This is a genomic window from Pseudomonas ceruminis (assembly GCF_021602025.1).
Taxonomy (GTDB): Bacteria; Pseudomonadota; Gammaproteobacteria; order Pseudomonadales; family Pseudomonadaceae; genus Aquipseudomonas; species Aquipseudomonas ceruminis.
In genome coordinates this window covers 38,288-50,885 of the sequence record NZ_BQHW01000019.1, presented here as the reverse complement: position 1 = coordinate 50,885, position 12,598 = coordinate 38,288, and the positions used below count along the sequence as shown (strand labels likewise).

Genomic DNA, 12,598 nt, shown 5'->3' with positions numbered 1-12,598 from the left:
CCAGGGTTCAGTTCAGGTCCCGGATTTGATTCGGGTCCACGCCCGTGTCCGCGCCCGTTCGGCGTCCCGTGGCAGCGGCTTGAGGGTGTACAGCGTGGCCATCGCTTCGGCCGTCGGGTACAGATTCGGGTTGTTGCGAATCGCCGGGTTCACCTTCTCGGTCGCATCCTTGTTCGGGTTCGGATAGCCGACGAAGTCGCTGATGGGCGCAATCACCTCAGGGCGCAGCAGGTAGTTGATGAAGGCATGGGCATCCTGGGGATTGGCCGCGTTTTTTGGAATCGCCAGCATGTCGAACCAGATCGGCGCACCCTCCTTGGGCAGGCGCATGTCCACCACCACCCCATTCTTGGCGTCGCGTGCGCGGTTGGCGGCCTGCGAGAAGCTGCCGCTGTAACCCACCGCCACGCAGATGTCGCCATTGGCGATGTCTGCCATGTACTTGGAGGAATGGAAGTAGGTGATGTAAGGGCGAATTTTCAGCAGCAGGGCTTCGGCTTTCTTGTAGTCCTCCGGCTTGTCGCTGTTAGGGTCCAGGCCCAGGTACTTCAGAGCCAGCGGTAGGATCTCCGACGGCGAGTCGAGTAGCGCCACGCCGCACTGCTTGAGCTTGGCGATGTTCTCTTCCTTGAAGATCAGGTCCCAGCTGTCCACAGGCGCGCTGTCGCCGAGCACCGCCTTGACCTTGTCCGGGTTGAAGCCGATCAGCACGGTGCCGTACATGTAAGGCACGGCGAACTTGTTGCCCGGGTCGTTGGCTTCGATCAGCTTCATCAGCGCCGGGTCCAGGTGCTGCCAGTTCGGCAGCTTGCTGCGGTCCAGCGGTTGGAACACCCCGGCCTCGATCTGCTTGGCCAGGAACACGTTGGACGGCACCACCACGTCATAGCCGGAGTTGCCGGTGAGCAGCTTGGCCTCCAACGCTTCGTTGGTGTCGAAGATGTCGTAGATCAGCTTGACGCCGCTGTCCTTCTGAAAGTCCGTCAAGGTCTGCGGGGTGATGTAGTCGAACCAGTTGTACACTCGCAGGGTGCGCTGTTCAGCCTGGGCGTGGAGGGCACCGGTGAACAGCGTGGCAGCGATGAGCGGGGCGAGCAGACGCTTGAGTCGGACCATGATCAGGCTCCTGGCTGGGCGCGCTGGAAGCCTTCCAGCACGTTGACCGCGTTGATACCGATTTCTTCCACAGCGTAGCCGCCTTCCATCACGAACAAGGTCGGCTTGCCCAGCTGGGCGATGCGCTTGCCCATTTCCAGGTAGTCCGGGCTGTCCAGCTTGAACTGCGAGATCGGGTCGTCCTTGAAGGTGTCCACGCCCAGGGAGATCACCAGCACGTCGGCATCGTAGCCGGCGATGCGCTGGCAGGCGTCTTCCAGAGCCGCGCTCCAGGCTGCCCAGTCACTGCCGGCTGGCAGCGGATAGTTGATGTTGCAGCCTTCGCCTGCCCCTTCACCGGTCTCGTCGGCGTACCCGAGGAAGAACGGGAATTCGGCCTGTGGGTCGCCGTGGATCGAAGCGAAGAACACGTCGTTGCGCTGGTAGAAGATGTCCTGGGTGCCGTTACCGTGGTGGTAGTCGACATCGAGGATGGCGACCTTGCCATGGCCCTGGTCGAGGAAGGCCTGGGCGGCGATGGCGGCATTGTTCAGGTAGCAATAGCCACCCATGACTTCGGCGGCGGCATGGTGCCCTGGTGGGCGGCACAGGGCGAAGGCCGAATGGGCGCCTTGCTGGATTGCAGTCTGGGCCGTGAGGGCGACCTGCGCGGCACTGTAGGCAGCCTGCCAGGTGCCTGCCGTGATCGGGGCGCCGGCATCGAAGCTGTAATAGCCCAGCTCGCCGTGCAGGCCGGTCGGCTTGACCTGGCGCAGGGTACGGGCGGGCCAGGTGAAGGGCAGCAGGTCGCCCTCATGGCCCAGGGCGGCCCAGCGCTCCCAGGCGCCCTGGAAGAAGTCGAGGTAGTCGGCGCTGTGGATGCGCTGCAGCGGCGCTCGGCCGAAGTCGGTCGGGGCCCGGACCTCGCCGAGGTTGCGTTTTTTCACTTGCTCGAGCACATGGTCGGCGCGCGAGGGCATTTCGAAGCATGGCATCAGCTTGCCGTCGATCAGCTCGCAGCGGCCGTGGTGCAGGCGGTGATCATCGGAATAGATCGTCAGCATTTGTTGTTCTCCGGTGGTACTGGCGTGGCCTCATTTTCACGGGCTACGCGTAGGTGGAGAACGACGCAAACGGCCAAAAGGGGATCGATGTGGCCAGTACAGCTCAGCCGCGGAAATGGCTGGGCGCCACGCCGCTCCAACGCTGGAACGCATGGCGAAAGCTCGCCGTCTCACTAAACCCCAGTGTCTCGGCGATGCGGTAGATCGGCATCTGCTCATCGGCCAACAACTGCTTGGCCCGCTCGAAACGCAGTTCATCGAGCAGTTGCTGATAGCTGCTACCCAATGCCTGCAAGTGCCGGCGTAGCGTACGCGAGGAGCAGTTCATCTGCCGGGCCAGGCCTTCGAGCCCCGGGGCGGCATCCAGTTGCTGCAACAGAAGTTGGCGGATGCGCCCAAGCCAGGCCTGGCGGCCGGTAAATTCCAGGTTCAGGCGCCGGCAGCGTTCGCTCATGGCCTTGTGGGTAATCGGGTCGGCCAGCGGCAGCGGGGTGCTCAGCCAGCGCCGCTCGAAGGCGAATGCGTTGTCGACAGCCCCGAAGCCAAGTGGGCACTGAAATGCACCGCTATAGCGCGCGTGATAATCGGGCCGGGCATGTTCGAAACGGGCGCCCAGCAGCGGCAAGGGCCTGCCCAGCAAATCGTCGCAGATGACTTTCAGCGAAACCAGGCAGAACTCGGCATTGAAAGCTGCCAGTGCGGGGCTGTCGTGGTATTCGCTGGCGCTGAACCAGACACGCTCGCCATCGTCGACCAGGCGCAGTTGGAAGACTGTTCCCAGCAGTGCCGGATACTGCAGTGCCAAACGCAGGGCGTCACCCAAAGTGGCACTGGAGAGCAGGGCGTAACCAAGCATGCCGTAGCACGACACATGCATGCGCTGGCCCAGTTCCAGGCCGATGTCCTCGCGCCGCGCCACGGCGTTGGCGCACACCTGCAGCTCTTGCTGGGTGGTGATGCGCGCATCGGCATGCCCCAGGTCTGCCGGGCCTATACCGCTGCCGGCCAGCAACGAGGTGGCCTCGCAACCGTCTTCCTGGAAGAGGTTGAGGATCAGCGAAACCGCGTTGAGGGTGGTCAGGTGGCTATGCAGCATGCTCGGTCATCCCGTGGGGCTGGGAGGCATTATGGAGCAAGTTGTGTGCCGGGAGCGTGCAGCCAAGGGCCTGCGGCAAAAAACGCGCGTAAAAAAAGGGCCCGGAGCGTGCGCTCGGGCCCTTGAAAGGTTGAGAGGTGTCTAGTCCCTCGACCTGGTGAGACTGTTTGCAGCGGCCGGGTTACGCCTTCAGCGGAACCAGGCGTGGAGCGATCATGTTTTCCGGACGCAGGATGTCATTGAGCATCGCTTCGTCCAGCAGCTGTTCCTCGCGCACCAGTTCCAGCACGCCGCGGCCGGTTTCCAGAGCGACGCGGGCGATACGGGTGGCGTTTTCGTAGCCGATGTACGGGTTCAGGGCGGTGACCAGGCCGATCGAGTGCTCGACCAGTTCACGGCAGCGCTGTTCGTTGGCTGTGATACCGACGATGCAGTGCTCGCGCAGCATGTCCATGGCGCGCTGGAGCAGGCGGATCGAGTCGAAGATCTTGTAGGCGATCAGCGGCTCCATCACGTTCAGCTGCAGCTGGCCACCTTCGGCGGCGACGGTCAGTGCCAGGTCGTTGCCCATGATGGCGAAGGCCACTTGGTTGACGGCTTCCGGGATAACCGGGTTGACCTTGCCTGGCATGATCGAGCTGCCGGGCTGGCGCGCTGGCAGGTTGATTTCGTTGATGCCGGTGCGTGGGCCGCTGGACAACAGGCGCAGGTCGTTGCAGATCTTCGACAGCTTGACGGCGGTACGCTTGAGCATGCCAGAGAACAGCACGAAGGCGCCCATGTCGGAGGTGGCTTCGATCAGGTCGGCAGCGGCGACCAGCGGCTGGCCGCTGATGGTGGCCAGACGCTGTACGGCCAGGGCCTGGTAGCCCGGGTCGGCGTTGATGCCGGTACCGATGGCGGTGCCGCCCAGGTTGATTTCGGTCAGCAGTTCCGGTGCCAGCGAGCGCAGGCGCTGCAGGTCTTCGGTCATGGTGGTGGCGAAGGCGCGGAATTCCTGACCCAGGGTCATCGGCACGGCGTCCTGCAGCTGGGTACGGCCCATCTTCAGTACGTGGTCGAATTCCTTGCCCTTGGCTGCGAAGGCCTGAATCAGGCTGTCGAGGCTGGCCAGCAGGGCGTCGTGGCCCAGCAGCAGGCCCAGGCGGATGGCAGTCGGGTAGGCGTCGTTGGTCGACTGCGCCATGTTCACGTCGTTGTTCGGGTGCAGGTACTGGTACTCACCCTTCTGGTGGCCCATGGCCTCCAGCGCGATGTTGGCGATGACTTCGTTGGCGTTCATGTTGGTAGAAGTACCAGCACCGCCCTGGATCATGTCCACCACGAACTGCTCGTGGAAGTCGCCTTTGATCAGTCGTCCGCACGCTGCGCTGATGGCGGCATGCTTGGCATCGCTCAGGTGCCCCAGCTCGCGGTTGGCGTCAGCAGCTGCCTGCTTGACCATCGCCAGGCCGACTACCAGTTTCGGGTAGTGCGACAGCGGAACACCGGAGAGGTGGAAGTTGTTGGCAGCGCGCAGGGTCTGGATGCCGTAGTAGGCATCGGCAGGGACTTCAAGGGTACCAAGCAGATCTTTTTCGACGCGGAACGATGCAGCGGAGGACATGATGGATATCATCTCGATTTTGACCCGGCACATGCCGGAATGGCGCTAATCCTAGGCCCGAAGAGGATTTTGCGGCCAATGCTGTTGCACGCTAACCTATGCACAAACGGCATAGTGTTTGATGTGACGCCAATTGACATTCGAGCGCGTTCCATTTTGGTGCGCGCTTTTGGAGTAGTGCATGAACCTTGAAAGCAAATGGCTTGAAGACTTCAGCGCGCTGGCCGCCACGCGCAGCTTTTCCCAGGCGGCGGAGCGGCGTTTCGTGACGCAGCCCGCCTTCAGTCGACGCATCCGCAGCTTGGAAGCCGCCTTGGGCCTGACGTTGGTGAATCGTTCCCGCACGCCAGTCGAACTGACGGCGGCGGGGCAGCTGTTTCTCGTCACTGCGCGCACGGTTGTCGACCAGTTGAGCGAAGTTCTGCGCCATTTGCACCATCTTGAGGGTGGGCAGGGTGAGGTGATTCAGGTCGCCGCAGCACACTCGTTGGCATCGGGCTTCTTCCCGCGCTGGGTTGCCCAATTGCGCAACGATGGCCTGAACATCGCCACGCGCCTGGTCGCCACCAACGTAGGCGATGCGGTGCATGCCCTGCGCGAGGGCGGTTGCGATCTGATGCTGGCCTTCTATGACCCGGATGCCGCTTTGCAGATGGACGCCGAGATCTTCCCGTCACTGCACATGGGCACCACCGAAATGCTGCCGGTATGTGCCGTGGGCGCCGATGGCAAGCCCATGTTCGACCTAGAGGGCGATGCCAGCGTGCCGTTGCTGGCCTATAGCGCAGGGGCCTTCCTCGGCCGCTCGGTAAGCCTGCTGCTGCGCCAGCGCAACCTGCGCTACACCACGGTCTACGAGACGGCCATGGCCGACAGCCTCAAGAGCATGGCGCTCGAAGGGATGGGGGTGGCGTGGGTGCCGCGCTTGTCGATGCGGGGTGAGCTGGAGCGCGGCGAGCTGGTGATTTGTGGCCCGAGCCAGTGGCATGTGCCACTTGAGATCCGCCTGTATCGCTGTGCGCTGGTGCGCAAGGCCAATGTCCGTTTGTTGTGGCGCAAGCTGGAAACGGCCGCGACACAGGGCGACGTGTCAGTTTGAGTTGTATTTCAGGTAATCACTGATGTTCGCTCGGTTCCTGTCGCTGTAGCGGTAGCAATGGGAGCGCGCCGGAACACGCGGATGGGTGTAGGTTTCGCATACCCAGCCATTGAACTTGAGTTCGGCGTCTTCGTGTGTGGCGGAAAGCATGTGGCCTATTTCATGGGCGACGCTGCTGTAGCTGCTCAGCGACGCGATGGCGGTGTTGTGCTTGAAGTGGGCCAGGCCTGCGAGGTAGTTCAGGCCGCTTTTGTCGTAGGGGTTTCGCGTCATCAGCAGGTGTTTGTTCAGGAAAGAGAACATCTGGTTGGAGGCCAGGTAGGCGATCTCCTGGGTGAAGGTGTCGAGTATCTGGCCGGAGGGCATGCTTTGGTAATCGATATCGGTGATTCCCTGCACGTTGCGCCGCATGACCACCTCGATCGGATGATGGGTAAAGTTGCGCATTTCATCGAGCCAGTGCTGGACGTAATCCGTGTGCAGTTGTTCCTCGCGCATATCGGCCAGGTCGTCGTGAAGATAAATCGTCACCACAAGTGATCTGGCCGCCAGCGCATTGGGCAGTTGCAGGCTGAACAAGAGGCTGAAAAGTAGTGCAAGGCGCACAGGTCTAAGCATGGCGAAGGTCCAGAAGCAGCGGAAGATGAAGGCGCGATCGTCACGGTTGTGACGCTGCTTGAGCAGTTGGAAAAAGTTGTCCCGCGAGACAGCTTGCCCTTTGATCCGACATGTGCTTATGGGGGTGGGCGGGCTGCCTTGAAATACGCTACAATCCCGCGCCTTCGGCCGACCCGGTCGATTCAGAATCCGTATGACAAGCCACGCCGGTCCACCTGCGTGGCTTGTTGCTTTTAGCGCGCCAGAAGGCGCTTGCAGGAGAGGCTCGACGATGAGTGCACTGGTTGGCGTGATCATGGGCTCCAAGTCCGATTGGTCCACCCTTAGCCACACCGCCGATATGCTGGAAAAACTCGGCATTCCCTATGAAGTGAAGGTGGTGTCCGCCCACCGCACCCCGGATCTGCTGTTCCAGTACGCTGAAGAGGCCGAAGGGCGTGGTATCGAGGTGATCATCGCCGGCGCCGGTGGCGCTGCCCACCTGCCAGGCATGTGTGCCGCCAAGACCCACCTGCCGGTGCTGGGCGTGCCAGTGCAGTCGTCGATGCTGTCGGGTGTCGACTCGCTGCTGTCGATCGTGCAGATGCCAGCCGGCGTACCGGTTGCCACGCTGGCCATCGGCCGCGCTGGCGCGGTCAATGCCGCACTGCTGTCGGCAAGCATTCTGGGCGCCAAGTACCCGCAGTACCATGCCGCGCTCAAGCAGTTCCGCACGGAACAGACCGACACCGTGCTGGATAACCCTGACCCACGCCAGGCTTGAGGCTGACCCCATGAAGATCGGTGTAATCGGTGGCGGCCAGCTGGGCCGCATGCTGGCTCTGGCGGGCACCCCGCTGGGCATGAACTTCGCTTTCCTCGACCCGGCCCCGGACGCCTGCGCATCCCCCTTGGGCGAACACCTGCGTGCCGACTACGGTGACCAGGAGCACCTGCGCCAACTGGCCGACCAGGTCGACCTGGTGACCTTCGAATTCGAAAGCGTCCCGGCCGAGACCGTGGCCTTCCTCTCGCAGTTCGTCCCGGTCTACCCGAGCGCCGAGGCGCTGCGTATCGCGCGCGATCGTCTGTTCGAGAAGAGCATGTTCCGCGACCTGGGCATCCCGACCCCAGCCTTCGCCGATATCCTTTCCCAGGAAGGTCTCGATGCCGCGGTGGCCAGCATCGGCCTGCCGGCCGTGCTCAAGACCCGCACCCTGGGTTACGACGGCAAGGGCCAGAAGGTTCTGCGCACGGCCGAAGACGTGGCAGGCACCTTTGCCGAACTCGGCAGCGTGCCGTGCCTGCTGGAAGGCTTTGTGCCGTTCACCGGCGAGGTGTCGTTGGTGGCCGTGCGTGCTCGCAACGGCGAGACGCGCTTCTACCCGCTGGTGCACAACACCCACGAGAGCGGCATCCTGCGCCTGTCGGTCGCCAGCGATGCGCACCCGCTGCAAGCACTGGCCGAGGACTATGTTGGCCGTGTGCTCAAGCAACTCGACTATGTCGGTGTGATGGCCTTCGAGTTCTTCGAAGTCGACGGTGGCCTGAAGGCCAACGAAATCGCTCCGCGTGTGCACAACTCCGGGCACTGGACCATCGAAGGTGCCGAGTGCAGCCAGTTCGAGAACCACCTGCGGGCCATCGCCGGCCTGCCGCTGGGCTCGACGGCCAAGGTCGGTGAGAGCGCCATGCTCAACTTCATCGGCCAAGTGCCTGCGGTGGACAAGGTCGTGGCTATCGACGACTGCCACCTGCACCACTATGGCAAGGCTTTCAAGGCCGGGCGCAAGGTCGGCCATGCCACCCTGCGGTGCCAGGACATGGCTACCCTGCGTGGCAAAATTGCCGAAGTAGAGGCGCTGATCAGCAACTGATCGAACTTCTGCCAGCGGCTGGCCCTCTGAACATGGCAACAAGCCAAAGCGCTGTCTAGGCTTTGGCTTGCTCTATCTTCACTGCAGAGGGATTGCCATGGGTATCATCGGAACCATCTTCATCGGCCTCATCGTCGGCCTGCTGGCCCGCTTCATCAAACCGGGCGACGACAGCATGGGCTGGATCATGACCATCCTGCTGGGCATTGCCGGCTCCCTGCTCGCCACTTACGGCGGCCAGGCACTGGGGATCTACCAGGCTGGCCAAGCGGCGGGCTTCTTCGGCGCGCTGGTGGGTGCAGTGGTGCTGCTGGTGATCTACGGATTCATCAAGAAACGCTGAATACTGGTTAGAATGCCGGCAATTCATCCGAGTTGCCGAGCATTTCATGCGTGCTTTTTTCCTTCTTCCCCTGCTGCTGGCCAGCACCCTGGCCCATGCCGAACTGCCTGAGACCGACTGGCTCGAACTGATGCCCAAGTCGGACCAGAAGGCCCTCGAGCAGATGCCCGAAATCGATCACAACTCGCCGGAGGCGTTGGGCACCTTTACCGCCAAGGGCGAGCTGAAACAAAGCAAGGGCCTGCCAGCGGTGATGTATTCGACCAAGACCGTGGCGGCCATGAACGGCAAGCAGATCCGCCTGGGCGGTTACCCGGTGCCGCTGGAGAGCGACGCCAAAGGCAACAGCACCTTGTTCTTCCTGGTGCCCTACCCAGGCGCCTGCATCCACGTGCCGCCACCGCCACCTAACCAACTGGTGCTGGTGCGCTATCCGAAGGGGCTGAAAATCGACGACATCTACACGCCGCTGTGGGTCAGTGGGACGTTGAAGGTGGAGAAGGTCAGCAACGATCTGGCCGATGCAGCCTACGCGCTGGATGCCGGGAAGGTGAGGGTGGTGGAGGATGCTGACCTGTAAGGCCTGTGCCGGCTCTGTCGCCGGCAAAGGCGTGGAAGGTTTCAGATCACGCCACTGCCAATGCTGACCGTGAGCACGCTGCATGCCCCAGGCTGCAACTCCACCACATCGTTCCAGACATTCGCCGTTTCAATGCACAGCATCCGCTGCCAGCCATCATCGGCCATGTCGGGCAGCTCCCGGGCCCGGTCGGTCCATGGGTTCCAGATCACCGCCGAACGTGAACCGCCGCTGCTCAGGGTAATGCGCCGGTTCCAGTGCGGGTCAAGGATGCTCAACCGTTCGGGCGTGTTCAGGTAGATGCGATCCGTCTCTGCGGTGAACGTCAGTGCGCCCTGCTGTTGGCGCTGCTCCCAGTCAGCCAAGGTCTCGATGTAATTCAGCCCTTCGACGCCTTCGACCCGCACCTGGCGCACATCGCTGACGGCGAAGTAACTGTGCAAGGCCTGGCTTATCGTCACCGGGCTGTTGCCCCTGTTGCGGCTTATCAGGCTCAGCTCAAGCGCGTCACCCACCACTGCCGACAATTTCAGTTCGACGTCATGCGGCCAGTCTGGCAGTTCGCCCTGGGCCTCTGGCAGCTCGAACTCGATGCGCAGCGTGTTGCCGGCCTCCTCGATGCCCAGCAATTGCCAGTCACGTGTGCGGGCCAACCCATGGGCGGGGGCCTGCTTGCCTCGGTACATGCCCTGGACGGCTGCGGGGTTACGCTGCAGATTGCCAAACCATGGCCAGCACACTGGCACACCCGCGCGCACCGACTTGCCCTTGGTGAAGATGGCCTGGTCGCTCAGCCACAGCAGTGGCGGTTCGCCAACACGCTGGTAGCTGAGGATCTGCGCACCCTGCTGGGCAATCAGTAGTTCGGCACGGTCGCTGGTGATGCGCCAGCAGTTGAGTTCGCCGTGAAGCTCGGTCTCGACCTTGAAAGTAGCCATTGCCCTCGTCTCATTGTTTGCCTGTGGGCCTTCGACCCGGCGGCCTGCAATGAGTTTACCGTGCGTGTGGCTTAGCGACGAGGCACCGAGCGGGTACGGCCGCTGCCATCGATGGCGACGAAGACGAACGCCGCTTCGGTGACCTTGCGCCATTCGCTGGACAGCGGGTCGTCGCTCCACACCTCGACCATCATCTGGATCGAGCTGCGGCCGATTTCCAGCGTCTGGGTGTAGAACGACAGTTGCGCGCCTACGGCCACCGGCACCAGAAAGGCCATGCGGTCGATGGCTACCGTGGCCACGCGACCACCGGCGACGCGGCTGGCCATGGCCGTACCGGCCAGGTCCATCTGGGCGACCAGCCAGCCGCCGAAGATGTCGCCGAAACCGTTGGTTTCGCGGGGCAATGCAGTGATCTGCAAGGCCAGGTCGCCTTGCGGGATAGGATCTTCTTGTTCGAGCTCAATCATGCGGTGGGGCCTCTGACCCGTGACGCTTTCGTTGGTGTGGCGCAAAGGCCGGGTAAACGATTCAGCTGGAAACATACTACGCCAATTTCGTTTCGCTGGACGGCCATAGGGAAACTCTGCGAAACCGTCTGACTTAAAGACCGGCGTTTTCGCACAACATCCCACGTCGGGAGCAACCTTTTCCTACGAACGGCCAGTATATATAGCCAAACGCCCAGCGACGACCGCGCATTCATGAATATCTGTATGGATTTTGTATCGCTTTCAGCACGGCTCGGCAATTTGCTATCTTCGCCTGTCCCCAATCCAGAAGCCGCGTGCCAAGCGGCCTGCATGCCCTACAAGAGAAGAATGAGCGATGACCTCCGTGCCGAGCAGTATCGAGCAGCCCTCGCGGCCGCTGACCCGCAGTGACTACAAGACCCTTTCACTGTCCGCCCTTGGCGGAGCCCTGGAGTTCTACGACTTCATCATCTTCGTGTTTTTCGCCACGGTGGTCGGCAAACTGTTCTTCCCGCCGGATATGCCCGAGTGGCTACGCCTGATGCAAACCTTCGGTATCTTTGCCGCTGGCTACCTGGCACGGCCGCTGGGCGGCATCGTCATGGCGCATTTCGGTGACCTGCTGGGGCGCAAGAAGATGTTCACCCTGAGCATCTTCATGATGGCCCTGCCCACGCTGATCATGGGCCTGCTGCCGACCTATGCACAGATCGGCCTGTGGGCGCCTATCCTGTTGCTGCTGATGCGGGTGATCCAGGGGGCGGCAATCGGAGGTGAAGTGCCGGGGGCCTGGGTGTTCGTCTCTGAACATGTGCCAGCGCGCAACACCGGCTACGCCTGTGGCACCCTGACCGCCGGCCTGACGGCGGGCATTCTGCTCGGCTCGCTGGTGGCGACCCTGATCAACAGCGTGTACAGCGTAGAAGAGGTTGCCGACTACGCCTGGCGTATCCCGTTCCTGCTCGGGGGTGTGTTCGGCCTGTTCTCGGTGTACCTGCGCCGCTGGCTGCACGAAACCCCGGTCTTCGCCGAAATGCAGGAGCGCAAGGCGCTGGCTGAAGAATTGCCGCTGCGCGCGGTGCTGCGCGATCACCGCGGCCCGATCATTCTGTCGATGCTGCTCACCTGGATGCTCTCGGCGGGCATCGTCGTGGTCATCCTCATGACCCCTGCGCTGCTGCAAAGCATTTACCACATCAGCCCCACCGACTCGCTGAAGGCCAACAGCCTGGCGATCGTGCTGCTGAGCTTCGGCTGCATCGGTGCTGGCAGCCTGGCTGACCGCTTTGGTGCCGGGCGCGTGTTCGTGATCGGTAGCCTGCTGTTGCTGGTGTCGTCCTGGACCTTCTACCACAGCCTGCCGACCCACCCGCAGCTGCTGTTCCCGCTGTATGCCATCACTGGGCTGTGCGTGGGCGTGATCGGTGCCGTGCCCTATGTAATGGTCAAGGCCTTCCCGGCCGTGGTGCGGTTCAGTGGCCTGTCGTTCTCCTACAACGTCGCTTACGCCATCTTTGGTGGTTTGACGCCGATGGTGGTCACGGCGCTGCTGAAGGTCAGCCCGATGGCGCCGGCCTACTACGTCGCAGGGTTGTGCGCCGTTGGTCTGATCGTGGGCGTTTATCTGCTGGCCAACAAACGCTGATCAACCGGCTGCGCCGGCCCTTTCGCGCACGCCTCCTACCGCGCCAGCAACATTTTGAAAGGCCATCCTGAGCACCCAGTGATGGCCTTTCATCCAATTGTCACATTGGAGTCATATCGTGTTCATGCGGCCTGCAGATACTTGGGCCCGATCCATCCAACACCCCCAATATTCCTGCTAGGAGC

At 62.4% G+C, this 12,598-nt stretch carries 13 protein-coding genes; 6 read left to right on the top strand and 7 right to left on the bottom strand.

Translation table 11 applies throughout. From position 1 onward, the window contains the following. Window positions 1–12: 12 nt before the first annotated feature. The 4 genes from L6D80_RS20520 to aspA all read right to left on the bottom strand — a co-directional run bounded on the left by L6D80_RS20520 (window position 13) and on the right by aspA (window position 4,861). Entirely contained in the window at window positions 13–1,116 is a 1,104-nt protein-coding gene (locus tag L6D80_RS20520) for a polyamine ABC transporter substrate-binding protein (RefSeq protein WP_176515822.1), read from the bottom strand. Between the two features lie 2 nt (window positions 1,117–1,118). Continuing rightward, complete coding sequence (locus L6D80_RS20515; RefSeq protein ID WP_176515823.1) at window positions 1,119–2,159, bottom strand: histone deacetylase family protein; 1,041 nt, start codon at window positions 2,157–2,159, stop codon at window positions 1,119–1,121. A gap of 103 nt (window positions 2,160–2,262) precedes the next feature. Then, complete coding sequence (locus L6D80_RS20510) at window positions 2,263–3,255, bottom strand: AraC family transcriptional regulator (protein WP_176515825.1); 993 nt, start codon at window positions 3,253–3,255, stop codon at window positions 2,263–2,265. A gap of 181 nt (window positions 3,256–3,436) precedes the next feature. Further along, window positions 3,437–4,861, bottom strand: coding sequence for an aspartate ammonia-lyase (gene aspA / locus L6D80_RS20505; protein WP_054901349.1), 1,425 nt, complete (start codon window positions 4,859–4,861; stop codon window positions 3,437–3,439). 181 nt (window positions 4,862–5,042) lie between these two features. Here aspA and L6D80_RS20500 point away from each other — a divergent pair, with 181 nt between their 5' ends. Continuing rightward, complete coding sequence (locus tag L6D80_RS20500; RefSeq protein WP_054901274.1) at window positions 5,043–5,960, top strand: LysR substrate-binding domain-containing protein; 918 nt, start codon at window positions 5,043–5,045, stop codon at window positions 5,958–5,960. On the opposite strand, the gene L6D80_RS20495 is transcribed toward L6D80_RS20500, so the two are convergent. Continuing rightward, window positions 5,952–6,875, bottom strand: coding sequence for a hypothetical protein (locus L6D80_RS20495; RefSeq protein WP_223849199.1), 924 nt, complete (start codon window positions 6,873–6,875; stop codon window positions 5,952–5,954). The two genes, L6D80_RS20500 and L6D80_RS20495, sit on opposite strands and share 9 nt — an antisense overlap. Here L6D80_RS20495 and purE point away from each other — a divergent pair. From purE to L6D80_RS20475, 4 genes are all read left to right on the top strand, one after another. Beyond that, the gene (gene purE, locus L6D80_RS20490) at window positions 6,850–7,341 is read left to right on the top strand and encodes a 5-(carboxyamino)imidazole ribonucleotide mutase (RefSeq protein WP_003253304.1); all 492 of its coding nucleotides are present in this window, start codon (window positions 6,850–6,852) and stop codon (window positions 7,339–7,341) included. The genes L6D80_RS20495 and purE overlap by 26 nt on opposite strands. A gap of 10 nt (window positions 7,342–7,351) precedes the next feature. After that, window positions 7,352–8,434 carry a 5-(carboxyamino)imidazole ribonucleotide synthase gene (locus L6D80_RS20485; RefSeq protein WP_054901276.1) on the top strand — a complete coding sequence of 361 codons (1,083 nt, stop codon included), beginning with the start codon at window positions 7,352–7,354 and terminating at the stop codon, window positions 8,432–8,434. Between the two features lie 97 nt (window positions 8,435–8,531). Continuing rightward, entirely contained in the window at window positions 8,532–8,777 is a 246-nt protein-coding gene (locus L6D80_RS20480) for a GlsB/YeaQ/YmgE family stress response membrane protein (RefSeq protein WP_010955824.1), read from the top strand. A gap of 46 nt (window positions 8,778–8,823) precedes the next feature. After that, on the top strand, window positions 8,824–9,357 hold the full coding sequence (locus tag L6D80_RS20475; RefSeq protein ID WP_176515827.1) for a DUF3299 domain-containing protein: 534 nt from the start codon (window positions 8,824–8,826) through the stop codon (window positions 9,355–9,357). 41 nt (window positions 9,358–9,398) lie between these two features. On the opposite strand, the gene L6D80_RS20470 is transcribed toward L6D80_RS20475, so the two are convergent. Beyond that, the gene (locus tag L6D80_RS20470) at window positions 9,399–10,295 is read right to left on the bottom strand and encodes a D-hexose-6-phosphate mutarotase (RefSeq protein ID WP_176515829.1); all 897 of its coding nucleotides are present in this window, start codon (window positions 10,293–10,295) and stop codon (window positions 9,399–9,401) included. A gap of 71 nt (window positions 10,296–10,366) precedes the next feature. Then, window positions 10,367–10,765: an acyl-CoA thioesterase gene (locus L6D80_RS20465; RefSeq protein WP_012274860.1), complete on the bottom strand. Its 399-nt coding sequence runs from the start codon at window positions 10,763–10,765 to the stop codon at window positions 10,367–10,369. Window positions 10,766–11,123: 358 nt separating this feature from the next. Between L6D80_RS20465 and L6D80_RS20460 the strand changes: the two genes are divergently transcribed. Continuing rightward, window positions 11,124–12,413 carry an MFS transporter gene (locus L6D80_RS20460; protein WP_176515831.1) on the top strand — a complete coding sequence of 430 codons (1,290 nt, stop codon included), beginning with the start codon at window positions 11,124–11,126 and terminating at the stop codon, window positions 12,411–12,413. Window positions 12,414–12,598: the final 185 nt, after the last annotated feature.